24 protein-coding genes are annotated in these 21,839 nt (G+C 73.4%); 3 read left to right on the forward strand and 21 right to left on the reverse strand.

The window, feature by feature from the left end; translation table 11 throughout:
- Positions 1-25: 25 nt before the first annotated feature.
- From AC07FJ_RS27710 to tsaB, 4 genes are read right to left on the reverse strand one after another with little or no spacing between them, the layout of a single operon-like run.
- Positions 26-301 carry a hypothetical protein gene (locus AC07FJ_RS27710; protein WP_479052027.1) on the reverse strand — a complete coding sequence of 92 codons (276 nt, stop codon included), beginning with the start codon at positions 299-301 and terminating at the stop codon, positions 26-28.
- A complete protein-coding gene (tsaD, locus tag AC07FJ_RS27715; protein ID WP_479052028.1) occupies positions 298-1,419 on the reverse strand; it encodes a tRNA (adenosine(37)-N6)-threonylcarbamoyltransferase complex transferase subunit TsaD in 1,122 nt (373 codons plus the stop codon). The genes AC07FJ_RS27710 and tsaD overlap by 4 nt, the downstream gene beginning before the upstream one ends.
- The gene (gene rimI, locus AC07FJ_RS27720) at positions 1,409-1,873 is read right to left on the reverse strand and encodes a ribosomal protein S18-alanine N-acetyltransferase (protein WP_479052136.1); all 465 of its coding nucleotides are present in this window, start codon (positions 1,871-1,873) and stop codon (positions 1,409-1,411) included. Before rimI ends, tsaD begins: the two co-directional genes overlap by 11 nt.
- A 29-nt stretch (positions 1,874-1,902) precedes the next feature.
- Entirely contained in the window at positions 1,903-2,559 is a 657-nt protein-coding gene (gene tsaB, locus AC07FJ_RS27725; protein WP_479052029.1) for a tRNA (adenosine(37)-N6)-threonylcarbamoyltransferase complex dimerization subunit type 1 TsaB, read from the reverse strand.
- Between the two features lie 113 nt (positions 2,560-2,672).
- Here tsaB and AC07FJ_RS27730 point away from each other — a divergent pair, with 113 nt between their 5' ends.
- Positions 2,673-3,239: a hypothetical protein gene (locus AC07FJ_RS27730; protein ID WP_479052030.1), complete on the forward strand. Its 567-nt coding sequence runs from the start codon at positions 2,673-2,675 to the stop codon at positions 3,237-3,239.
- Positions 3,240-3,294: 55 nt separating this feature from the next.
- Here the strand turns inward: AC07FJ_RS27730 and AC07FJ_RS27735 are convergent, their stop codons facing one another.
- The 10 genes from AC07FJ_RS27735 to AC07FJ_RS27780 form a co-directional block, all read right to left on the reverse strand.
- Positions 3,295-3,465 (reverse strand): hypothetical protein, encoded by a 171-nt coding sequence (locus AC07FJ_RS27735; protein ID WP_479052031.1) that lies wholly within the window; start codon positions 3,463-3,465, stop codon positions 3,295-3,297.
- Positions 3,466-3,648: 183 nt separating this feature from the next.
- Positions 3,649-4,233: a tRNA (adenosine(37)-N6)-threonylcarbamoyltransferase complex ATPase subunit type 1 TsaE gene (tsaE, locus tag AC07FJ_RS27740; protein ID WP_479052032.1), complete on the reverse strand. Its 585-nt coding sequence runs from the start codon at positions 4,231-4,233 to the stop codon at positions 3,649-3,651.
- Entirely contained in the window at positions 4,205-5,437 is a 1,233-nt protein-coding gene (locus AC07FJ_RS27745; protein WP_361421292.1) for an alpha/beta fold hydrolase, read from the reverse strand. The genes tsaE and AC07FJ_RS27745 overlap by 29 nt, the downstream gene beginning before the upstream one ends.
- 18 nt (positions 5,438-5,455) lie before the next feature.
- The gene (alr, locus tag AC07FJ_RS27750) at positions 5,456-6,613 is read right to left on the reverse strand and encodes an alanine racemase (protein ID WP_361421295.1); all 1,158 of its coding nucleotides are present in this window, start codon (positions 6,611-6,613) and stop codon (positions 5,456-5,458) included.
- Positions 6,614-6,670: 57 nt separating this feature from the next.
- Positions 6,671-8,083 (reverse strand): NAD(P)H-hydrate dehydratase, encoded by a 1,413-nt coding sequence (locus AC07FJ_RS27755; RefSeq protein WP_479052033.1) that lies wholly within the window; start codon positions 8,081-8,083, stop codon positions 6,671-6,673.
- Positions 8,084-8,120: 37 nt separating this feature from the next.
- Positions 8,121-8,489: a holo-ACP synthase gene (locus AC07FJ_RS27760; protein WP_361421301.1), complete on the reverse strand. Its 369-nt coding sequence runs from the start codon at positions 8,487-8,489 to the stop codon at positions 8,121-8,123.
- Between the two features lie 21 nt (positions 8,490-8,510).
- Complete coding sequence (gene glmS, locus AC07FJ_RS27765) at positions 8,511-10,358, reverse strand: glutamine--fructose-6-phosphate transaminase (isomerizing) (protein WP_479052034.1); 1,848 nt, start codon at positions 10,356-10,358, stop codon at positions 8,511-8,513.
- Positions 10,359-10,408: 50 nt separating this feature from the next.
- On the reverse strand, positions 10,409-11,218 hold the full coding sequence (locus tag AC07FJ_RS27770) for an ABC transporter permease (protein ID WP_479052035.1): 810 nt from the start codon (positions 11,216-11,218) through the stop codon (positions 10,409-10,411).
- Positions 11,215-12,228, reverse strand: coding sequence for an ATP-binding cassette domain-containing protein (locus AC07FJ_RS27775; RefSeq protein WP_479052036.1), 1,014 nt, complete (start codon positions 12,226-12,228; stop codon positions 11,215-11,217). The genes AC07FJ_RS27770 and AC07FJ_RS27775 overlap by 4 nt, the downstream gene beginning before the upstream one ends.
- A gap of 125 nt (positions 12,229-12,353) precedes the next feature.
- A complete protein-coding gene (locus AC07FJ_RS27780) occupies positions 12,354-12,743 on the reverse strand; it encodes a hypothetical protein (protein ID WP_479052037.1) in 390 nt (129 codons plus the stop codon).
- Between the two features lie 135 nt (positions 12,744-12,878).
- On the opposite strand from AC07FJ_RS27780, the gene coaA reads away from it, so the two are divergent.
- On the forward strand, positions 12,879-13,889 hold the full coding sequence (coaA, locus tag AC07FJ_RS27785) for a type I pantothenate kinase (protein ID WP_479052038.1): 1,011 nt from the start codon (positions 12,879-12,881) through the stop codon (positions 13,887-13,889).
- A gap of 15 nt (positions 13,890-13,904) precedes the next feature.
- Positions 13,905-14,852 (forward strand): DUF389 domain-containing protein, encoded by a 948-nt coding sequence (locus AC07FJ_RS27790; RefSeq protein WP_479052039.1) that lies wholly within the window; start codon positions 13,905-13,907, stop codon positions 14,850-14,852.
- Positions 14,853-14,916: 64 nt separating this feature from the next.
- On the opposite strand, the gene glmM is transcribed toward AC07FJ_RS27790, so the two are convergent.
- The 7 genes from glmM to AC07FJ_RS27825 all read right to left on the reverse strand — a co-directional run bounded on the left by glmM (position 14,917) and on the right by AC07FJ_RS27825 (position 21,812).
- The gene (gene glmM, locus AC07FJ_RS27795; RefSeq protein WP_479052040.1) at positions 14,917-16,275 is read right to left on the reverse strand and encodes a phosphoglucosamine mutase; all 1,359 of its coding nucleotides are present in this window, start codon (positions 16,273-16,275) and stop codon (positions 14,917-14,919) included.
- 111 nt (positions 16,276-16,386) lie between these two features.
- A complete protein-coding gene (gene rpsI, locus AC07FJ_RS27800) occupies positions 16,387-16,905 on the reverse strand; it encodes a 30S ribosomal protein S9 (RefSeq protein ID WP_479052041.1) in 519 nt (172 codons plus the stop codon).
- Between the two features lie 41 nt (positions 16,906-16,946).
- Positions 16,947-17,390, reverse strand: a complete 444-nt coding sequence (gene rplM, locus AC07FJ_RS27805; RefSeq protein ID WP_064069935.1) for a 50S ribosomal protein L13 — start codon at positions 17,388-17,390, stop codon at positions 16,947-16,949.
- Between the two features lie 236 nt (positions 17,391-17,626).
- Positions 17,627-18,922 (reverse strand): ATP-grasp domain-containing protein, encoded by a 1,296-nt coding sequence (locus tag AC07FJ_RS27810; RefSeq protein WP_479052042.1) that lies wholly within the window; start codon positions 18,920-18,922, stop codon positions 17,627-17,629.
- Between the two features lie 62 nt (positions 18,923-18,984).
- Entirely contained in the window at positions 18,985-19,947 is a 963-nt protein-coding gene (locus AC07FJ_RS27815; RefSeq protein WP_479052043.1) for a quinone oxidoreductase family protein, read from the reverse strand.
- A 54-nt stretch (positions 19,948-20,001) separates the two neighbouring features.
- Entirely contained in the window at positions 20,002-21,378 is a 1,377-nt protein-coding gene (locus AC07FJ_RS27820) for a methylaspartate mutase (protein WP_479052044.1), read from the reverse strand.
- Positions 21,375-21,812: a cobalamin-dependent protein gene (locus AC07FJ_RS27825; protein ID WP_361421337.1), complete on the reverse strand. Its 438-nt coding sequence runs from the start codon at positions 21,810-21,812 to the stop codon at positions 21,375-21,377. Before AC07FJ_RS27825 ends, AC07FJ_RS27820 begins: the two co-directional genes overlap by 4 nt.
- Positions 21,813-21,839: the final 27 nt, after the last annotated feature.

The following is a 21,839-nucleotide window of genomic DNA, read 5'->3' on the forward strand; positions in this document are numbered from 1 at the left end:
CGGCTGAACGACTCCGGGGGTTGCCTCAGGCCGCCGTCCCGTGGGACTCGAACCGCCAGCGGTGGACCGGCCGCGTGACCAGGTCCGCCGGCGGCTCGGGCAGTTCGGGCAGGTCCGCGTCGTACGCGGCCTCCCACCACGTCAGCACGAGCACCCGGTCGCCCGGCGCCGTGAAGGTCTCGCGGCGCCGCGGTACGGCCTGCGGTACGGCGGGGAGCCCGGCCGCCCGCGCCCACGCCAGCAGCTCCGGGCCGCGGCCCTCGGCGGCGCGGGCCTCCCACATCAGGGTGACCACGGTCATGAGTAGAGGTTGTCCTTGCTGATCTCGTGGACGTGGTCGTGGTCGTGACCGTGGCCGTGGCCGTGGCCGTGGTTGCCGGGCACGTGCGGCTCGGTCACCGGCAGGGAGGAGTCCGCGGGCAGCTCCAGGTCCGAGGCCGGCCGGTTGCGGGCGACCATCTCGGCGCCGAGCGCCGCGACCATCGCGCCGTTGTCGGTGCACAGGCCCGGCCGGGGCACGCGCAGCCGGATGCCGGCCCGCTCGCACCGCTCCTCGGCCAGCGCGCGCAGCCGCGAGTTGGCCGCCACACCGCCGCCGATCATCAGGTGGTCGACGCCCTCGTCCTTGCACGCGCGTACGGCCTTGCGGGTCAGGACGTCGACGACCGCCTCCTGGAAGGACGCCGCCACATCACGGACCGGCACCTCCTCGCCGACGGCGCGCTTCGCCTCGATCCAGCGGGCCACCGCGGTCTTCAGGCCCGAGAAGGAGAAGTCGTACGCCGGGTCGCGCGGCCCGCTCAGGCCGCGCGGGAACGCGATCGCGGACGGGTCGCCCTCCTTCGCCAGCCGGTCGATGACCGGCCCGCCCGGGAAGCCGAGGTCCAGCACGCGCGCGATCTTGTCGAACGCCTCGCCCGCCGCGTCGTCGATCGTCGCCCCCATGGGCCGTACGTCGGAGGTGATGTCCGGCGCGAGCAGCAGCGACGAGTGGCCGCCGGAGACGAGCAGCGCCATCGTCGGCTCGGGCAGCGGCCCGTGCTCCAGCTGGTCGACGCAGATGTGCGAGGCGAGGTGGTTCACGCCGTACAGCGGCTTGCCGAGCGCGTACGCGTACGCCTTGGCCGCCGAGACGCCGACGAGGAGCGCGCCCGCGAGGCCCGGCCCGGCCGTGACCGCGATGCCGTCGAGGTCGCGGGCGGAGACCCCGGCCTGCTCCAGGGCGCGCTCGATGGTCGGGACCATCGCCTCCAGGTGGGCGCGGGAGGCGATCTCGGGCACCACGCCGCCGTACCGCGCGTGCGCGTCCACGCTCGACGCGACGGCGTCCGCGAGCAGGGTCGTGCCCCGGACGATGCCGACGCCGGTCTCGTCGCAGGAGGTCTCGATGCCGAGGACGAGGGGTTCGTCAGCCATCACTCTCAGTTCCTTGTACGGTCAGGCGCATCACCAGCGCGTCGACGTTGCCCGGTTGGTAGTAAGCGCGGCGGAAGCCGATCGGTTCGAAGCCGAAGCGCTCGTACAGCTTCTGGGCGCGGGTGTTGTCCACGCGCACTTCGAGGAGCACCTCGTCGCACTCGAAGGCGGTGGCGTGCCGCAGCAGTTCGGTCAGGAGCCGCGCCCCGAGGCCGGTCCCCCACTGGTCGCGGGCGACGGCGATGGTCTGTACGTCGCCGAGCCCGCCGGCCGCCGCGAGCCCTGCGTACCCGACGATCCGCCCGTCGGGCGCGGTCTCGGCCACGACGTAGCGGCGGGTGGAGTGCGGGCCGCGCGCGTGGGCGAGCTCGGACCAGAACATCCCGGCCGACCAGGCGTCGTCGGGGAACAGCTCCCGCTCCAGCGCCAGCACCGGTTCGATGTCCCACCAGCGCATCTCGCGAAGCGTGGCCGTGGTCACCGTGGTCACTTCGGCGTGACCACCTTGTAGTTCTTCGGCACCTGGGCGTCGGGGCGCCGCAGGTACAGCGGCAGCGGGTCCTCGAACGTCCCGCCGTCCCGCAGCCGTTCGGCGGCGAGCGCGGCGAGGGCCGCGGCCGACTGGTGCTCGGGGTCGCGGGCGTCGGGGAACACCTCGCCGTACAGGCGGGCTCCGGCGCCGACGGCCGGGAGGCCGGCGACCTGGTCGGCGATGTCGGCGGGGCGGTCGACGGCGGGGCCGGTCGCGCGCGTACGGCAGTCGTCGTAGCGCGCCCAGTAGACCTCCTTGCGGCGCGCGTCCGTCGCCACGACGAACGGCTCCTCGATCCCGGAGGCGTAGGCGAGCCCGTCGAGCGTGCACACGCCGTGCACCGGTACGCCGCCGAGCGCCGAGGCGAAGGTGGCGGCGGTGACCAGGCCGACCCGCAGCCCGGTGTACGGGCCGGGGCCGACGCCCACGACGATGCCGGTCACGGCGTCCAGCGTGCGGCCGGCCTCCCGGAGCACCCGGTCGACGGTGGGCAGCAGCAGCTCCCCGTGGCGGCGGGCGTCGACCTGGGCGGCCTCGGCGAGGACGGAGTCCCCGTCGTGGAGGGCGACGGTGACGGCGGGTGTGGCGGTATCCATGGCGAGCAAGAGCACGCAAACAGCCTACGGCTCCCGGGGCGGGGGCACGGCCGCCCCGGTCGGTCCGCCCGCCGACTGCTACCGTCACCCCCATTACGTACGCGTACGCGCGAGAGGTGGGCAGCAGGGTGGCAAGGAGCAGCTCGGGATTCGTGGCCGGGCTCACCGTGGCGGCGCTGGCCGCGGTCGGTTTCCTCGCCTATCAGGCGTCGGCCAACGTCCCCGCCGACCTCGCGGCGAAGCCCTCGGCGTCGCCGAGCGGCCCCGCGACGCCGGCGCCCGCGCCGGGCGGCGGCACCAAGGCCGCGGACCCGCTGGCCCTGCCGGAGGAGTCGGGCACGGGGACGCGGGTGGTGTACGCGCTCGGCGCCCGGCGCGTCTGGCTGGTCGACGCGAACGACAAGGTCACGCGGACGTTCGCGGTCATGCCGAGCACCGTCAACCCGAAGCCGGGCACGTACGCCGTGACGACCCGCTCGAGCAGCGTGCCGGGCTCCGACGGCGTACGGGTCGAGCACGTGGTGCGGTTCGCCCGGGTCGACGGGGTGACGATCGGCTTCAGCGCGGCGGTGGACGGCACGATGGCCAGCCCGGACCCGACGCGCAAGACGGGCGGTATCCGGATGACGCGGGCGGACGGCGACGCGCTGTGGACGTTCGCCGCGGTCAACTCGAAGGTCGTCGTCGTCCCGTAAGGCGTGACGCCGGCCGGGCCGTTACGCGGGTCGGACCGTTACGCGGCGCGGGCCGTTACGCCGCGTCCGACGCCACGGCGTCGTCGCCCGGCACGTCCGCGTCGGCGTCGGCGTCCGCTTCGGCACCGTCGCCGTTCTCGGCCCGGGGCGGGGTGGACACGGCGCTGGCCGCCGCACACGACGCCAGCAGATCACGCATCGAGACATCCTGCTCGGACGTCGGCATCGGTTGCCTCCTGGGGCTCCGGGGGCAGGCATGGTTAGGTAGACCTAACCACGTACGGGTATCCATGGGACCACGCCCCGGACGTACGACGCAACATCGTGCCGACACCTTGTCGGAAACTACGGGGAACACGGCGCCGCCCGAGGCCGCGAGACGCGAGCCGCGAGCCGCGAGCCGCGAGGCTCAGGCGAGGCCCGGGTCCAGGTCCGACCCCAGGCCCAGGCTCAGGCCCAGGCCGTCGAGGTCCGCCTCCGCCCAGCGCGCCCCGTACCCGGACAGCGTCACCACGCGCCGCTCGTCGTCCGTCGAGCCGACCACGCGGTGGATCACCACGTGCAGCCGGTCCTCGGACAGCTCCTCGACCTTGCCCTCGCCCCACTCCACGACCACCACCGAATCCGGCAGGGACACGTCGAGGTCGAGGTCCTCCATCTCGTCGAGGCCGCCGCCGAGGCGGTAGGCGTCGACGTGGACGAGCGCGGGGCCGCCGGTCAGCGACGGGTGGACGCGGGCGATGACGAACGTCGGGGACGTGACCGCCCCCCGTACGCCGAGCCCTTCGCCGAGCCCGCGCGTCATGGTCGTCTTGCCCGCGCCCAGCTCACCGGTCATCAGGACCAGGTCGCCGGGGCGCAGCAGCTTCGCCAGCGCGCGGCCGAGGTCCTGTGTCTGCTCGGGCGCGTGGAGGGTGAACCGGGCGGTGGCGGCGGGGGCTTCTGCGGCTGCGGCCTGGGTGCCGTCAGCCGCCGGGCTGTGCGGTGCTTCCATACCCGCCAACGTTAGCCGCTGCGGACACCGCCCCCACGCGCGCCAGCAGGTCCGCGAGCCGGTCGGTCACCGCCTCCGGGTGCTCCAGCATCACCAGGTGCCCGCCGTCCGGGACGATGACCAGCTCGGCGTCGGGGAGGAGGTCGGCGATCGTCTCGGTGTGCGAGCTGGGCGTGACCAGGTCCTGGTCGCCCGCGAGCGCGAGCACCGGCACCTCGGCGAAGACGCGCAGCGCGTCCGCCTTGTCGTGGTCCGTGAACGCCGGGTAGAACTCCGCGACGACGTCGATCGGCGTGCCCTCGATCATCCGCTCCGCGAACCGGGCGACGGCCGGGTCCACGTCCCGCGACGAGAACGAGTACCGCTTGATGAGCCCCGCGAACAGGTCCGCGGTCGCCCCCCGCGCGCGCTCCACCAGCTCCGCCTGCGAGCCGAGCGCCCGCAGCACGCCCGGCAGGACGCGCCGGACGGCGTTGACGCCCGCGACCGGGAGGCCGTAGTTCACCTCGCCGAGCCGGCCGCACGACGTACCGACGAAGGCGACGCCGACGACCCGCTCGCGGATCAGCTCGGGGTACTGGTCGGCCAGCGCCATCACCGTCATGCCGCCCATCGAGTGCCCGACCAGCACGAGCGGCCCCTCGGGCGCGGCGGCGTCGATGACGGCCTTCAGGTCGCGGCCCAGCTGGTCGATGGAGACCGGCACGGCGTCGGCGTCCGGGCGGCGGCGCTGGGCGACGCCGCGCCCCGAACGGCCGTGGCTGCGCTGGTCCCAGTGGACGGTGCGCACCAGGCCGCGCAGGGCGGCGCGCTGGAAGTGCCAGGAGTCCTGGTTGAGGCAGTAGCCGTGGCTGAAGACGACCGTGACGGGCGCGGGCGCCTTGGCGCCGAAGAGGCGGCGCCGGCGCGGGATGCCGCCTCCCGCGTCCGCCTCGTCGGGGTCGGCCACCTCGTCGACCTCGTAGTACAGCTCCGTGCCGTCGTCCGCCGCGGCCTTGCCGGGGGTGCCGCGCAGCGCGCCGTACGGGCCCGCCGCGTCCAGCGCGAGGCGCGCCTTCCTGCGCATGCCGCGCCCGACGGTGAGGCGCTCTATGGCGACACCGGCGGCCGCACCGGCCGCGATCACTCCTATCGCCGCGCCGGCGAAACCGGCGCGGCGCCAATTGCCGGCGGCCGCGGCCTCCACCGCACTGGTCTCACTCACGCGGCAGCTCCTCGTCGGTCAGGTCGCGTCGGTTACGTTCGTATAGACGCGTGGTACCCGCGATCCGATCCGGGTCACGATCTCGTACGCGATCGTGTCCGCCGCCCGCGCCCAGTCCTCGGCGGTCGGCTCACCCCGGTCGCCCGGCCCGAACAGCACGGCCTGCGCGCCCGGCTCCACGGCGTCGCCCTCCAGGTCGACCACGAACTGGTCCATCGCGACCCGGCCGGCCACCGTCCGCACCCGGTCCCCGACCAGCACCGGGCCGCGGCCGGAGGCGTGGCGCGGGATGCCGTCGGCGTACCCGAGGGGGATGAGGCCGAGGGTGGTCGGTCCGTCGGTGACGTAGTGGTGCCCGTAGCTGACGCCGTGCCCGCCAGGCACGTTCTTGACGAGCGCGACGCTCCCCACCAGCCGCATGACGGGCCGCAGCCCGAAGTCGGCCGGTGCGCCCACCTCGGGGATCGGCGAGACGCCGTACATGGCGATCCCGGTCCGTACGAGGTCGAAGTGGGTCTCGGGCAGGGTGAGGGTGGCCGGGGAGTTGGCCAGGTGCCGCACCTCGGGCCGGACGCCCGCCTTCTCGGCGTACTCCAGCATGGTGTGGAACGCGTCCAGCTGGGCGGCGATGGAGGGGTGGCCGGGCTCGTCGGCGCAGGCGAAGTGCGACCAGACGCCGGTGACCCGGAGCAGGCCGTCGGCCTCGGCCCTCAGCGCCTCGCCGACGAGCCGGGGCCAGTCGGCGGGCTGGCAGCCGTTGCGGCCGAGGCCCGTGTCGGCCTTGAGCTGCACGCGCGCCGGCTGTGCGGTCCGGCGCGCCGCCTCGATGACCTCGTCCAGGGCCCACATCCCGCTCACGGCCATGTCCACGTCGGCCCGGATGGCCTCGTCCCAGGGGCCGCCGGGCGTCCACAGCCAGCACAGGACGGGCGCGTCGATCCCGGCCGCCCGCAGTGCGAGCGCCTCGTGCGGCGTGGCGGTCCCGAGCCAGGTGGCTCCCGCCTCCAGCGCCGCCCGGGCACAGGGGACGGCGCCGTGCCCGTACGCGTCGGCCTTCACGACGGCCATGACCTGGACGTCCGTCCCCACGCGCCCGCGCAGGGCACGCACGTTGGCGCGCAGCGCCCCGAGATCGATCTCGGCGCGGGCGCGAAGGGTCTGCGGTGTCTCACTCATCGCGCCCAGTCTCTCAGGTGCGCCCGTCGCCCTCGCCGCGCGCTCGTGTCATACCTGTCACGCGACCCCCCGCCACGCCCCCGGCAGCGCCTCCGCCACGTCGTACGCCGTGATCGGCGCCTCCCGCGCCGCCCGCCGCGCCGCGAGGCCGTGGAGGTACGCCGCCACCGACGCGGCGTCCCGGGGCGCGAGGCCGGCCGCGAGCAGGGAGCCGGCGAGGCCCGACAGGACGTCGCCGCTGCCCGCGGTGGCGAGCCACGCCGTACCCGTGGGGTTGACCCGTACCGGCCCCTCCGGGGCGGCGACCAGCGTCGTCGAGCCCTTGAGCAGCACGGTCGCGCCGTACCGGCCCGCGAGCTCCCGCACCGCCTCCAGGCGCCGGGCCTCGACCTCCTCGCGGGCGACGCCCAGCAGCGCGGCGGCCTCGCCCGCGTGCGGGGTCAGGACGGTGGGGGCGGGGCGGGCGCGGACGGCCGCCGGGTCCAGGTGGCGCAGGCCGTCGGCGTCGACCAGGACCGATACGTCCGAGGCGAGTACGTCGTCGACGCCGGGCGTGTCGCCGAGCCCGGGCCCGATGACCCACGCCTGGACACGGCCCGCCTTCCCCGGGGGCCCGGCGTGGACGAGCGTCTCCGGATGGCGCGCGATGACGGCGTCGCCGGCCGGGCCGACGTACCGCACGGCCCCGGCCCCGCCGCGCAGCGCGCCGGAGACCGCGAGCACCGCCGCGCCGGGGTAGCGGGCGGAACCGGCGACCACGCCGACGACGCCGCGCCGGTACTTGTCGCTCTCGCCGGAGGGGACTGGCAGCAGCCGGGCCACGTCGGCGTGCTGGAGCGCCTCCAGCTCGGGCTCGGCCGGCAGCCGGAGCCCGATGCCGACGAGCCGCACGGCGCCGGCGTACTCCCGCGCCGGGTCGACCAGCAGCCCCGGCTTGTACGCCCCGAAGGTCACCGTCGCGTCCGCGCGCACCGCCTCCCCCGCGACCTCGCCGGTGTCGGCGTCCACGCCGCTGGGCAGGTCCACGGCGACGACGGCCGCCCCGGAGTCGTGGGCCGCGCGCACCACGGGCACGGCGTCGGGCCGCAGTCCGCCGCGCCCGCCGATGCCGGTGATCCCGTCGAGGACGAGGTCGGCGCGGGCGAGGACCGCGTACGGGTCCTCGGCGACGTGTCCGCCCGCGCCGCGCAGCGCCGCCAGCCCGCCCTCGTGGGCGCGGGAGCCGAGCAGCACCGCCGAGACGCCGGCCCCGCGCCGGGCCAGGCGGGCGCCCGCGTAGAGCGCGTCGCCGCCGTTGGCGCCGCTGCCGACGAGCAGCACCACGCGCGCGCCGTAGACGCGGCCCAGCAGCCCGGCGCAGGCGGCGGCCAGTCCGGCCGCGGCGCGCTGCATCAGCGCGTCCGGTGGCAGCCGCGCCATCAGTTCGGCCTCGGCGGCCCGTACGGTCTCCACCCGGTAGGCGGTACGCATCCGATCACCCCTCCACGACGACGGCGGCCTTCCGTGATCAACCCTCCGCGATCACCACGGCCGACGCCACCCCCGCGTCATGGCTGAGCGACACGTGCCAGTGCCGTACGCCCAGCTCGGCCGCGCGGGCCGCGACCGTGCCGCGCACCCGCAGGCGCGGCCGGCCGCTGTCCTCGACGTACACCTCGGCGTCGGTCCACAGCAGTCCGGCCGGCGCGCCGAGCGCCTTCGCGATCGCCTCCTTGGCCGCGAAGCGGGCGGCGAGCGAGGCCATCCCGCGCCGCTCGCCGCTCGGCAGGAGCAGTTCGCGCTCCAGGAAGAGCCGGTGCGCCAGGTTCGGTGTCCGTTCCATCGACGCCGCGAACCGGTCGATCTCCGCGACGTCGATCCCCACCCCGATGATCATTTCTCTCCCGATCTGTCCCGCTCACTCCACCGTCACGGACTTGGCGAGGTTACGCGGCTGGTCGACCTCGTTGCCGCGCGCGGTCGCCAGTTCGCACGCGAACACCTGGAGCGGCACCGTCGACACCATCGGCTGGAGCAGCACCGGCGTCGCCGGGACGCGGATCAGGTGGTCCGCGTACGGCACGACCGCCTCGTCCCCGTCCTCCGCGATCACGATGGTCCGCGCACCGCGCGCCCGGATCTCCTGGATGTTCGACACGATCTTGTCGTGGAGGACGGAGCGGCCGCGCGGCGACGGCACCACGACCACCACCGGCAGGCCCTTCTCGATCAGCGCGATCGGCCCGTGCTTCAGCTCGCCCGCCGCGAACCCCTCCGCGTGCATGTACGCGAGCTCCTTGAGCTTCAGCGCGCCTTCGAGCGCCACCGGGAAGCCCACGTGCCGGCCGAGGAACAGCACGGTGTCCGCGTCGGCGAGCGAGCGCGCCAGCTCGCGCACCGGCTCCATGGTCTGCAGGACCCGCTCGACGTCCTCCCCGATCCTCGACAGGTCCCGGACCACGGCCCGGATCTCGTCGCCCCACGTGGTGCCGCGCACCTGCCCGAGGTAGAGCGCCAGCAGGTAGACGGCCACGAGCTGGGTGAGGAACGCCTTGGTGGAGGCGACCGCCACCTCGGGCCCGGCGTGCGTGTACAGCACGGCGTCGGACTCGCGCGGGATGGTCGCGCCGTTGGTGTTGGAGACGGCCAGTACCTTCGCGCCCTGCTCGCGGGCGTGGCGCAGCGCCATGAGGGTGTCCATGGTCTCGCCGGACTGGGAGATGGCCACCACCAGCGTCCGCCGGTCGAGGATCGGGTCCCGGTAGCGGAACTCGCTCGCCAGCTCCACCTCGCACGGGATGCGGGTCCAGTGCTCGATGGCGTACTTGGCGATCAGCGCCGCGTGGAACGCGGTGCCGCAGGCCACGATGACGACCTTGTCCGCCTCGCGCAGCACCTCGTCCGGGATGCGGAGCTCGTCCAGGGTCAGGGAGCCGTTCGCGTCGACGCGGCCGAGCAGGGTGTCGGCGACCGCCTTCGGCTGCTCGGCGATCTCCTTGAGCATGAAGGAGGCGTAGCCGCCCTTCTCGGCCGCCGAGGCGTCCCAGTCGACGTGGTACGCCCGTACCTCGGCCGGCGCCCCGTCGAAGTCGGTCACCGTCACGGCGTCCCGGCGGACCTCGACGACCTGGTCCTGGCCGAGCTCGATCGCGGAGCGGGTGTGCTCGATGAACGCGGCCACGTCCGAGGCGAGGAACGCCTCGCCCTCGCCGACGCCCACCACCAGCGGGGAGTTGCGCCGTGCGCCGACGACCACGTCCGGCTCGTCGGCGTGCACGGCGACCAGCGTGAAAGCGCCCTCGAGGCGGCGGCACACCAGCCGCATCGCCTCGGCGAGGTCGCCGCAGGACGAGAACGTCTCGGCCAGCAGGTGCGCGACGGTCTCGGTGTCGGTCTCCGACTCCAGCATGTGGCCCCGCTCCGCCAGCTCGGCGCGGAGGGCGGCGAAGTTCTCGATGATGCCGTTGTGGACGACGGCCACGCGCCCGGCGTTGTCGAGGTGCGGGTGGGCGTTGGCGTCGGTGGGGGCGCCGTGCGTGGCCCACCGGGTGTGCCCGATGCCCGTCGACCCGGCCGGCAGGGGCCGGGCGTCCAGCTCCTTCTCCAGGTTGACGAGCTTGCCCGCCTTCTTCGCGGCCGCCATCCCGCCGTCGGCGAGCACCGCGACACCGGCCGAGTCGTAGCCCCGGTACTCCAGCCGCTTGAGGCCCGCGATCACCACATCGAGCGCCGACTGCCCGCCGACGTAACCCACGATTCCGCACATGTCGGCAGCCTAGGGGAGGCTGACCGCGCCGGGCAGTAGGCCCGACCGCGTCATGCTTTCGCCCGGTACGCCCGCATGGCCAGCGGATAGAAGACCAGGGCTATGCCCGCCGCCCAGACCAGCGACCACAGCACCGGCCGCCCCACCTCGCCGCCCAGCAGCAGCCCGCGGAAGGCGTCCGACAGATGGGTCACGGGGTTGATGTCCACCCAGGCCTGCAGCCAGCCGGGCATGGTGTCGACGCGGACGAAGGCGCTGCTGGTGAAGGTGATCGGGAAGATCAGCGTGAAGCCGAAGGCCTGCACCTTCTCCGCGTCGCCCGCCAGCATCCCGATGAGCACCGCGCACCACGACACGGCCGCCGCGAAGGCGATCACCAGCGCCACGCCCGCGAGGAAGCCGCCGAGCCCGCCGGTGAGCCGGAAGCCGAGCGCGAGGCCGAGGGCGATCATCAGCAGCACGGCCCACAGGTGCTTGGCCAGGTCGGCGGCGATCCGGCCGATCAGCGGCGCGGAGCGGGCGATCGGCAGGCTCCGCAGCCGGTCGAAGACGCCCTTGGTGAGGTCGGTGTTGAGCGCCATGGCGGTGTAGATCGTCATGAACAGCGTGTTCTGGACGATGATCCCCGGCAGGGCGTACCGCAGGTACGCGTCCGGCGAGCCGGCCATCTGGCCGCCCATCACGTACGTGAAGAGGAACACGAACATGATCGGGGTGATGCTGTAGTCCACCAGCTCCAGCGGGTTGTGCTTGACGGCCACCAGGCTCCGCCACGCCATGGTGGCGGTCTGGCGCACGGCGGCCCCGGGCCGCACGCGGCCGGTCGCCGTCACGGGGGCGGTCACGGTGGTCGCGGTCATGCCGAGCTCACCACCTTTTCGATGTCGCTGTCGTCGGGCTCCGGTGCCTGCTCGCCCTCCTTGCCGGGCTCCGGCTCGGCGCGGTGGCCGGTCAGCGCCAGGAACACCTCGTCGAGGGACGAGCGGCGCAGGGTCAGCTCGCCGACCGCGATGCCCGCCCCGTCCAGCCGCCGTACGACGGCGGGCATCAACTCGGGGTCGTTCACCGGCGCGGTGATCACGTCGCCCTCGATCTGGGTCTGCGCCCCGGCCGCCTGCTCCACCAGGGCGTGCGCCGCGGCCAGGTCCGCGTCCCGCACCGGCCGCAGCTGGAGGACCTGGCCGCCCACCTGCGACTTCAGCTCGTCGGGGGTGCCCTCGGCGATCACCCGGCCCCGGTCGATCACCACGATGTCGTCGGCGAGCATGTCCGCCTCGTTGAGGTACTGCGTGGTGAGCAGGGCCGTCACGCCCTCGGCGACCAGGCCGCGCACCATGTCCCACAGCTCGCCGCGGCTGCGCGGGTCGAGGCCGGTCGTCGGCTCGTCGAGGAACAGGATCCGCGGCCGCCCGACCAGGCTCGCCGCCAGGTCCAGCCGGCGCCGCATGCCGCCGGAGTACGTCTTCACCGCGCGCCCGGCCGCGTCGGTGAGGTGGAACCGCCCCAGCAGCTCCGCCGCCCGCGCCCTGGCCTCGCGCCGCGATATGCCCAGCAGCCGCCCGATGAGCAGCAGGTTCTCGGTGCCCGTGAGGTTCTCGTCGACCGCCGCATACTGCCCGGTCAGGCCCACCAGGGACCGCACGAGGCCCGCCTGCCGCACCACGTCGTGCCCCGCCACGGTCGCCCGGCCCGCGTCGGGCTGGAGCAGCGTGGCGAAGATGCGGACGGCGGTGGTCTTGCCGGCACCGTTGGGCCCGAGCAGCCCCAGCACCGTCCCGGTCCGCGCGGCGAGGTCCACGCCGTCCAGCGCCCGGGTCTCCTTGAAGTGTTTGGCCAGGCCCTCGGCCTGGATCGCGTACGCGTCGGTCATGGGAGTTTCCCCTCGGATCGGGGTCGTCGCGCTGACGCGGGCGGACGGCGGCCGGCCGACGCCCACCCTTCCCACAACTGTGACGCACGCCACTGACATTCCTCGCGCGGGAAAAGGCCGCCGCCTCAGGCACCGCCGAGGAAGGCCGCCAGAGCCGGCCCCGTCGTCTCCACGACGGCGGCCTTCTCCCGCAGGTCGGCGGAGAGATGGGCCCGGTCGCCCTCCTCGCGGAGGATCACCGGCCGGTCCGTCGGGATCACGCTCGCCCCGAGGCGATCCACCAGCTCGGCGAGGAGGTCGAAGAACCGGCCGGGCGGGAAGCGGCTCACGGCGACGCAGACCTCGTCGACGTCCACGTCGACCTCGTAGCCGTCGGGGGTGCGGATCAGCACGCCGTTCGCGAGGTCCTCGTCGGCGGCGACGGCGTACGGCGCCAGGACCTCGCGCACAAGGTCCATGTCGAGGGGCTCGGGCGCTCCGTTCCGGTAGCGGAGGACGAACAGCGTGCGGCTCATTCCGGGATTCTCGCCGGAGCCTGCCCGGAGGTCACGTGCCGGCGTTCCCGCACCCGCCGGGCCACCCCCGCCGCGTGACCGACCCCACCCCCCGCAGCCGCCCCTCAGCGGCCCTCCAGCCCCGACAATGGCGAGGTGATCACCTCGCCGTCCCGAAGTGCCACCGCGCCCCGGAGCGCCTCCGCGCAGCGCCGCGCGGAGGCCACGCCGTACGTCGACCTCACCCGTGAGGAGTGGAGCGCCCTGCGGGACAAGACCCCGCTGCCGCTGACCGCCGAGGAGGTCGAGCGGCTGCGGGGCCTCGGGGACGTCATCGACCTCGACGAGGTGCGCGACATCTACCTGCCGCTCTCGCGGCTGCTCAACCTCTACGTCGGCGCCACCGCCAACCTGCGCGGCGCGCTCAACACCTTCCTCGGCGACGCCGGTGAGCGCGGGTCCCAGCGCGGCACCCCCTTCGTCATAGGCGTCGCCGGCTCCGTCGCCGTCGGCAAGTCGACCGTCGCCCGCCTCCTCCAGGCGCTGCTCGCCCGCTGGCCCGAGCACCCGCGCGTCGAGCTGGTCACCACCGACGGGTTCCTGCTGCCGATGAAGGAGCTCAAGGAGCGGGGCCTGGTGTCGCGGAAGGGCTTCCCCGAGTCGTACGACCGGCGCGCGCTGACGCGCTTCGTCGCCGACATCAAGGCGGGCAAGGACGAGGTGACCGCGCCCGTCTACTCGCACCTCATCTACGACATCGTGCCCGGCGAGCGGCTGACCGTCCGCCGCCCCGACATCCTCATCGTCGAGGGCCTCAACGTCCTCCAGCCCGCGCTGCCGGGCAAGGACGGCCGCACCCGCGTCGCCCTCGCCGACTACTTCGACTTCTCGGTGTACGTCGACGCGCGCACCGAGGACATCGAGGCCTGGTACCTGAATCGTTTCCGCAAGCTGCGCGACACGGCGTTCCAGAGCCCGTCCTCGTACTTCCGCAAGTACACGCAGGTGACGGAGGAGGAGGCGCTCGCGTACGCCCGGACGACCTGGCGGACCATCAACAAGCCGAACCTGCTGGAGAACGTGGCACCGACGCGCGGCCGTGCCACCCTCGTCGTACGCAAGGGCCCGGACCACAAGGTCCAGCGGCTCTCCCTCCGCAAGCTCTGAAAGGGACGCGGACCCGTGCTGCACCTACGCCTGATCGTCCCCCCCGACCGTACGGACGACGCCGTCCGCACCATCGAGAAGACGGTCGGTACGACCCACCTCGTCGTCATCCCCGGCGCGGCCCGCGACCCGGCGGGCGACCTGGTCCTGTGCGACGTGGCGCGCGAGGCCGCGGACGAGCTGATCAACGACCTGTGCGCGCTGGGCCTCGACGCCTCGGGCTCGATCGCCGTCGAGAACGTCGACCTGTCGCTGTCGAAGCGGGCGGAGAAGGCGCAGGAGGACGCCCCGGGCGAGGGCTCGGACGCGGTGCTGTGGGACCAGCTGTCGGACGCGACGCACGAGGAGTCGACGCTCTCGGTCACGTACGTGGCGTTCCTGACCCTCGCCACCATGATCGCGGCCTGCGGCGTGGTCCTGGACAACGCCATCCTCATCGTGGGCGCGATGGCCGTCGGCCCGGAGTTCGGCCCCCTGGCCGGTCTCTGTACGGCGCTGGTGCGGCGCCGCCCGAAGCTGGCGGTGCGGGCCCTGGTGGCGCTGGTGGCGGGGTTCGCCGTGGCCATGGCGCTGACCGTGGCGTTCAGCCTCGCGATGGACGCGGTGGGCCTGTTCACCGAGTCCAAGCTGCACGGCCATCGGCCCAACACCGGCTTCATCTACGCGCCCGACTGGTTCTCGTTCGTCGTGGGCCTGCTCGCGGGCGCCGCCGGCACCCTGTCGCTCACCTCGGCCAAGTCCGGCGCCCTGGTGGGCGTGGCCATCTCCGTCACCACGGTCCCGGCGGCGGCGAACGCGGCGGTGGCGCTCGGCTACGGCGACCTCGCCCAGACGAAGGGCTCGGTCGAGCAGCTGCTGCTGAACCTGCTGGCGATCCTGCTCGCCGGGACGCTGACGCTGCTGGCGCAGAAGTTCTTCTGGGCGCGGCAGCGCGAGCGGCGGGCGAGCAGGCAGACCGTGTGAGCCGGTCCTGGGTACGGCGAAGGGGGGCACCCGACGGGCGCCCCCCTTCGTCACATCCAGCCGGTCATCCCAGCGCGGACTTCACCACGTCCGCCAGCTGCCCCGCGACCGTCCGGGCCTGCTCGATGTCGGCGGCCTCGACCATCACGCGCACCAGCGGCTCGGTGCCCGAGGGGCGCAGCAGGACGCGCCCGGTGGAGCCCAGGGCGCGCTCGGCCTCGGCGACGGCGGAGCCCAGCTCGGCGGAGGTCTTCACGCGCGTCTTGTCGACGTCCTTCACGTTGATCAGGACCTGCGGCAGGCGCTCCATGACGCCGGCCAGCTCGGCCAGCGACCGCCCGGTGGCGGCGACGCGCGCCGCGAGCAGCAGGCCGGTCAGGGTGCCGTCGCCGGTGGTCGCGTGGTCCAGGACGATGACGTGGCCGGACTGCTCGCCGCCGAGCGCGTACCCGTGCTCCTTCATCGACTCCAGGACGTAGCGGTCGCCGACGGCCGTCTGGACCAGCTGCAGGCCCTCGCGCTCCATGGCGAGCTTGAAGCCCAGGTTCGACATGACGGTGGCGACGACGGCGTCGCCGCGCAGCGTTCCGGCCTCGCGCATGGCGAGCGCCAGGACGGCGAGGATCTGGTCGCCGTCGACCTCGGCGCCGGTGTGGTCCACGGCCAGGCAGCGGTCGGCGTCGCCGTCGTGCGCGATGCCGAGGTCGGCGCCGTGCTCGACGACGGCGGCCTTCAGCAGGTCGAGGTGCGTGGAGCCGCAGCCGTCGTTGATGTTGAGGCCGTCCGGCGTGGCGCCGATGGTGATGACCTCGGCACCGGCCTGCGTGAACGCCGCCGGCGAGACGCCGGACGCGGCGCCGTGCGCCTCGTCGAGGACGATCTTGAGCCCGTCGAGGCGGTTCGGCAGGACGGACAGCAGGTGGGCGACGTACTGGTCGAAGCCCTCCGCGTAGTCGGCGACGCGGCCGACGCCCGCGCCGGTCGGCCGGTCCCACGGCTCACCGGTGCGGTGCTGCTCGTACACGGCCTCGATGCGGTCCTCCAGCTCGTCGGCCAGCTTGTGGCCGCCGCGCGCGAAGAACTTGATGCCGTTGTCCGGCATGGCGTTGTGGCTCGCGGAGAGCATCACGCCGAGGTCGGCGCCGAGCGCGCCGGTCAGGTACGCGACGGCCGGGGTCGGCAGCACGCCCACGCGCATGACGTCCACGCCCGCGCTGGCGAGGCCGGCCACCACGGCCGCCTCCAGGAACTCTCCCGACGCACGCGGGTCCCGACCGACCACGGCGGTCGGCCGGTGTCCTTCAAACGTCCCCGCTTCGGCGAGCACGTGCGCCGCCGCGACCGACAGGCCGAGCGCGAGCTCCGCCGTCAGGTCCGCGTTGGCGACACCGCGCACACCGTCCGTGCCGAAGAGTCGTCCCACAGCTGTCCTCCGAGTTACTCCGAAAAAGCAAGGTGAAGCGTAAAGACGTACGCCCCGGCAGCACGGAAGGTGCCGCCGGGGCGTACGAATGAGCAGACCGAGCAGGCGTGATTAGCGCTTGCTGTACTGCGGGGCCTTGCGGGCCTTCTTCAGACCGGCCTTCTTGCGCTCGACGGCACGGTCGTCGCGGCTCAGGAAGCCGGCCTTCTTCAGCGGGCCGCGGTTGTTGTCCACGTCCGCCTCGTTCAGCGCGCGGGCCACGCCGAGGCGCAGGGCGCCGGCCTGGCCGGAGACGCCGCCACCCGAGATGCGGGCGATGACGTCGTAGCGGTTGTCGAGCTCGAGCACCTTGAAGGGCTCGTTGACTTCCTGCTGGTGCACCTTGTTCGGGAAGTAGTCCTCGAGGGTGCGACCGTTGATCTTCCACTTGCCGGTGCCCGGGACGATCCGGACGCGGGCGATGGCGTTCTTGCGACGGCCCAGGCCGGCGGCCGGCTGCGGCTCGCCGAAGCGGGACGCGAGGGACTCGGAGGTGTACTCACCCTCGATGGGGACCTCGGACTCGAAGGTGGTGACCTCCGCGTAGGTCTCCTCGCCCTCGATGGGGTTCTCAACAGTGGTCTCGGCCACGATGCTCCTCAGATTTCTTTCGTTCTTAGGGGTGGCCGGAACTACTGCGCGACCTGGGTGATCTCGAACGGGACCGGCTGCTGGGCAGCGTGCGGGTGGTTCTCGCCCGCGTAGACCTTCAGCTTCGAGAGCATCTGACGGCCGAGGGAGTTCTTGGGGATCATGCCCTTGATGGCCTTCTCGACGGCCTTCTCGGGGTTCTTGTCCAGCAGCTCGTCGTAACGGACGGAGCGCAGACCACCCGGGTAGCCGGAGTGGCGGTAGGCCATCTTCTGGGTCTTCTTGTTGCCGGACAGGTGGACCTTGTCAGCGTTGATGATGATGACGAAGTCGCCCATGTCCATGTGCGGCGCGTAGACGGGCTTGTGCTTGCCTCGCAGGAGGTTCGCAGCCGTGGTCGCCAGACGGCCCAGGACAACGTCCCGCGCGTCGATGATGTGCCACTGGCGAGTCACGTCGCCGGGCTTGGGGCTGTACGTACGCACTTCGTAGCCTTCGCTTCTTCAGTGGATGGAGTCCAGACACACCTGAAGCGATCATGCAGCTGGGGCCCACACTGCCGGGACACCGCCCGTATGCGAGCCACTGGTAACTGCTCCAGGGAACCTGCGTAGGGCCCCTTCGCGTGAGAACGACGAAGCCAATACGCATAACGAACCAGAAGAATACTCGTGCGCCCCCGCCGGGGTCAAAACCGCCCTCGACCGCCGGGCCGCTCCCCTTACGGAGCCGCAGCCTCCGCCGTGTCGCCCGCCGGCTCGGCCGCCACCGGCTCCGTAATGAAGCGTACGGACGCCTCCAGCTTCCGGGCCAGGGCCTGCGCCTCCTCCGAGGTGTCCGCGCCGACCGCGATGTGGCCGACGCGGTTGCCGACCGAGCGGTGCTCCGCGATGACGTCGCCCGGGGCGAGGGCCAGCTCCGCGTGGATCAGGTTCGGGTGGGCCAGCACCTCGTCCCAGCCCTCGACCGCCACCAGCCGGCCCGGCGGCGGCGTGAGGAAGCGGATCGCGGAGCCGCGCACCGGCGTGAGGGCGGCCGGGTCGACGGGGTTCCCGAGGACGTCGTCGAACACCAGACCGAACCACTCCAGGCCGGGGATGACGTGCGCCAGCATGCGGTGGATCCAGCCGCCCGCGTTGCGCACGTGGATCTCGCCGAGGACGACGCCGCGCTCGGTCCACCACAGCTCCACGTGGAACTGCCCGTAGCGCAGCTCCAGCGCGGTGAGGGCGGCGACGACCTGGCGCTCGATCTCCCCGGCGGTGTCCTCGGGGAGGATCGCCGGGATGACGTACTCGATCTCGAAGAAGTTCGGCGGCGGCAGGAGCTCCTTCGAGGTGAGGGCCAGGACGCGCGGCACGCCGTCGACGAAGACGCCCTCCGCGCTGTACTCGGGCCCTTCCACGAACTCCTCGACGATGAAGGAGCCCCCGCCCTCCGGGCCTCCCGGCAGGAAGTCCAGCGCCGCGGCCAGGTCCTCCGGCCCCTCGATCCGGGTCACGCCCTCGCTGCCCATGGCGTCGCGCGGCTTGACCACCCACGGCCCGGTGGAGCCGTCGAGGAACGCCCGGGCCTCGGCCTCGTCCGCGCAGACCCGGAAGCGCGGCTGGAGGAAGCCGGCGGCGGACAGGGCGGCGCGCGCCTCGTCCTTGGTACGCACCCGGTGCACGGCGTGCGGCGGGTTGCCCGGCCGGCCGAGCGCGTCCGCGGCCTCGGCGACCGCCTCCTGGGCCATCTCCCGTACGCCGAAGACGACGTCGAAGCGGTCGCCGGCCGCGGCCCGCTCGCGCACCCAGGCCGCGGTCGCGCCGGGCACCTCGAAGTCGACGGCCGTCGCGGCGTCGGCGAGGGCTGTGATCGCCGGGGTGGCGGCCAGGGTGGCTTCCTGGTTGGTGACGTGGACGCGCAGTCCGCGCTTGCGGGCCTGGCGTATCGCCGTCTCGACGACGTCGACGGCGAGGGTGGCGTTCCCGGCGCCGCCGACGAAGAGAAGCTGGGGGGAGGCCGGTTCGGCCATCTGTGCTCCCGGAGTGGTGATGCGTACGGACACGGTTACGGAACGGTCGGTGGAAGGTCGGTTCAGAGCGCGAGCAGCAGCTTTCCGGTGGTCGCCCGGCTCTCCAGGAGCCGGTGCGCCTCGGCGGCCTCCCGCAGCGGCAGCGTCGCGTGGAGGTGCGGCGTGAGGACACCGTCCGCGAGGTGACCGAAGACGGCGGCGGCCGCGGCGCGCAGGGTCGCGGCGTCGTACACGTGGTCCTTCATGGTGGGACGGGTGAGGAACGCCGAGCCGGCGCCGCGCAGCAGCTCGATGTCGAAGGGCGGTACGGGGCCGCTGGACAGGCCGCACAGCGCGAGCAGCCCGCGCCTGCCGAGGGCGCCCAGGCTGGTGCGGTACGTCGCCGCGCCGACCGAGTCGTACACGACGCGGGCGCCCCGGCCACCGGTCAGCTCCCGTACGGCGGTGTCGAAGCCGTCGTACCCGAGGACGTGGTGCGCGCCGGCGGCGCGCGCGGCCTCCTCCTTCTCGGGGGTGGAGGTCACCGCGATCACCGTCGCCCCGCGGGCCGCCGCCAGCTGGACGAGGAAGCGCCCGAGCCCGCCGGCCGCCGCCAGCACCACCACCGTGTCGCCTTCGGCCACCGGGTGGGTCTCGTGGGTGAGGTAGTGCGCCGCCAGGCCCTGGAGCATGACGGCGGCCGCCGCGGTCAGGTCGACGCCGTCCGGTACGGGGACGAGCTTGTCCTGGTGCACCACGCTGTACTCGGCGTACGCGCCCAGCTGGGAGGCGTAGGCGACACGGGCGCCCTCCGCGAAGGCCGTGACGCCCTCGCCGACGGCCGTGACCACGCCGGCGCCCTCCTGGCCCGGGGTGAAGGGGGGCTCGGCGGGATAGCTGCCGTTGCGGTAGTAGACGTCGATGAAGTTGACGCCGGCCGCGGTGTTGCGGACCAGTACCTCGCCCCTGCCCGGGACGGGCACCTCGCTCTCCGTGAGGGTGAGTGCGGAGGGTCCGCCGGGGCTGGTCACGATGATGGACTGCATGCTCTTACCCACTCCAGGTCGTGCTGTGGCTGCCGGGTGCCGGCCGCCGCCGGGTCAGGACGGTGCTGCGGGACTCTCGCCGAAGACGTGCAGGAAGTAGTTGATGTCCGACGTCAGCCCCTTCACCATGTCGCCGATGCGGGTGCCGCCTCCCGTGGCGGCGAGGCTCGCCTCGTTGCGCCGGCGCGTACGGTCGGAGAAGGGGAGTGACCCCGGGTCCAGGTAGCGTATGGCACCGTCCGCGGCGCGGCGGGGGATCACTTCGGAGCGGGCGTAACGGCTGGCGCTGAAGGGGATGTCCAGCCGTCCGTCCGCGAAGGCCGCCTCGATCTCCTTGTGGAGGCAGGCGGTTGCGAGGACCGGCTCCACGATCTCCGCCACCTCTTCGAGGATCCACTCCAGTTCGCGGCCCACCCGGTCCTCGTCGAGCGCGATGAAGTCCAGGAGCGGGGAGTTGGCGCGGGAGGCGAGGAGCAGCCCGTCGATGTTGGCGCGGGTGTCGGGGATGCCGTAGGCCTCCAGGTACGTCTTGGTGATGAGCTTGCTGGCGCCGCCGAGCCGGGCGACCAGCGCGCCGTAGAGGATGAGGTCCTCGGCGTGCGACCGCTCCTTGGGGAAGACGCCCATGAACTCGTGGAGTACGGCGTGGACTTCGACGTCCTCGGGGAGGTAGCGGGCCGCGAGGACGGGGATCGCCCGCAGCGCGGCCACGTCCTGCTCGACGTGGCCGCCCTGGGGGTACGCCACCGAGATGCACCGCACCCCTTCGCGTGCGGCGGCCACGGCCTCCAGGACGCTGACGGCGAGCGAGACGGACGGGGGGACGAGCACGGCGGTGAGCGTGCCGAACAGCTCCCGGTCGATGACGAGTCCGCGCCGGGCGAGGTCGCCGCAGAGCGCGTCCACCTCGCGCCACGCGGCCAGCGACTCGCTCAGCGGCACGGCCTTGGAGTAGGGCAGGTTGTACGAGATCCCGCCGCCCTCGAAGGAGGTGATGCCGGACGCCACCGAGGTCTCGAACAGCAGGCGCGCGTCGGGGGAACCGTGGCGCACCTCCAGGGGCGCGGCCACGGCTTCGTTCAGCTCGCGGCCCCGCTGCCAGCCGTGGGTGACCAGGGGGTAGCCGTTGAGCTCGGCCGAGTTGCGCAGCAGCGCGGCCCGGGCGTTGTCGAAACGTTTCAGCCGGGTGTGCGAGTCGATGGTGAGCGTGAGGATGTCCGGCTTGGCGTGCCGTTCCAGGTCCCGCAGCAGGGTCATCATCTGGGCGTGCGAGCCGACGCCGCAGCGCGGCTGCAGCGCGACCCGCCCGGCGGAGCGGGCCGCGTGCAGCACCTCGGCGGCGGTCGGCTTCCCCAGCCGCCGGACGTAGGCGACGGACTCGGCGGCCGTGGGGAGCTCGGGGGGCACCGCCGGTGGTACGGCTTCGTTCATGAGGCGGCGGTCGGCTGCGCGGTACGGAGCCGGAGCTCGTCCAGGGTCGCCGGCAGGAGCTCCGGGTCGGACAGGATGACGTCGACGCCGAGCCCGTAGAACCGGTCGAGGTGGGCCGGGTCCTTGTAGCTGCCCACGGAGAGGTTGCCGCCCAGGATCACCGGGCAGTCCAGGAGCCCCTGGGCGCGGGCGGCGGGCAGGTCCTGGAGGTCCTCGTAGGCGTGCCCGTTGAGACTGCCGATGATGACCGCCTCGGCCTCGGGGTGCTCGGCGTACGCTTCGGCGAACTCCGCGACCGAGGTGCAGGTGCCGACGTTGACGACGTGGAAACCCTGGGCGCGCAGGGCGTGGGCGATGAGCTGGTTGGCCACGACGTGGGCGTCGCTGGCTGCCACACCGAGAATGACGGTGCGGGTTGCGTTTTCGTGCCGCATGGAGAACCCCCGGAAGTCTTGTGGACG

The sequence above is a fragment of the Streptomyces sp. NPDC045998 genome (genome assembly GCF_056430285.1).

Coding starts and splice junctions, on each gene's coding strand:
- AC07FJ_RS27770 (WP_479052035.1), bottom strand. CDS start 11,218: ATGACCGCGACCACCGTGACCGCCCCCGTGACGGCGACCGGCCGCGTG.
- alr (WP_361421295.1), bottom strand. CDS start 6,613: ATGAGTGAGACACCGCAGACCCTTCGCGCCCGCGCCGAGATCGATCTC.
- AC07FJ_RS27810 (WP_479052042.1), bottom strand. CDS start 18,922: ATGGCCGAACCGGCCTCCCCCCAGCTTCTCTTCGTCGGCGGCGCCGGG.
- AC07FJ_RS27815 (WP_479052043.1), bottom strand. CDS start 19,947: ATGCAGTCCATCATCGTGACCAGCCCCGGCGGACCCTCCGCACTCACC.
- AC07FJ_RS27755 (WP_479052033.1), bottom strand. CDS start 8,083: ATGCGTACCGCCTACCGGGTGGAGACCGTACGGGCCGCCGAGGCCGAA.
- rimI (WP_479052136.1), bottom strand. CDS start 1,873: ATGCGCTGGTGGGACATCGAACCGGTGCTGGCGCTGGAGCGGGAGCTG.
- AC07FJ_RS27735 (WP_479052031.1), bottom strand. CDS start 3,465: ATGCCGACGTCCGAGCAGGATGTCTCGATGCGTGATCTGCTGGCGTCG.
- AC07FJ_RS27710 (WP_479052027.1), bottom strand. CDS start 301: ATGACCGTGGTCACCCTGATGTGGGAGGCCCGCGCCGCCGAGGGCCGC.
- AC07FJ_RS27760 (WP_361421301.1), bottom strand. CDS start 8,489: ATGATCATCGGGGTGGGGATCGACGTCGCGGAGATCGACCGGTTCGCG.
- AC07FJ_RS27825 (WP_361421337.1), bottom strand. CDS start 21,812: ATGCGGCACGAAAACGCAACCCGCACCGTCATTCTCGGTGTGGCAGCC.
- AC07FJ_RS27775 (WP_479052036.1), bottom strand. CDS start 12,228: ATGACCGACGCGTACGCGATCCAGGCCGAGGGCCTGGCCAAACACTTC.
- AC07FJ_RS27820 (WP_479052044.1), bottom strand. CDS start 21,378: ATGAACGAAGCCGTACCACCGGCGGTGCCCCCCGAGCTCCCCACGGCC.
- glmS (WP_479052034.1), bottom strand. CDS start 10,358: ATGTGCGGAATCGTGGGTTACGTCGGCGGGCAGTCGGCGCTCGATGTG.
- tsaE (WP_479052032.1), bottom strand. CDS start 4,233: ATGGAAGCACCGCACAGCCCGGCGGCTGACGGCACCCAGGCCGCAGCC.
- AC07FJ_RS27780 (WP_479052037.1), bottom strand. CDS start 12,743: ATGAGCCGCACGCTGTTCGTCCTCCGCTACCGGAACGGAGCGCCCGAG.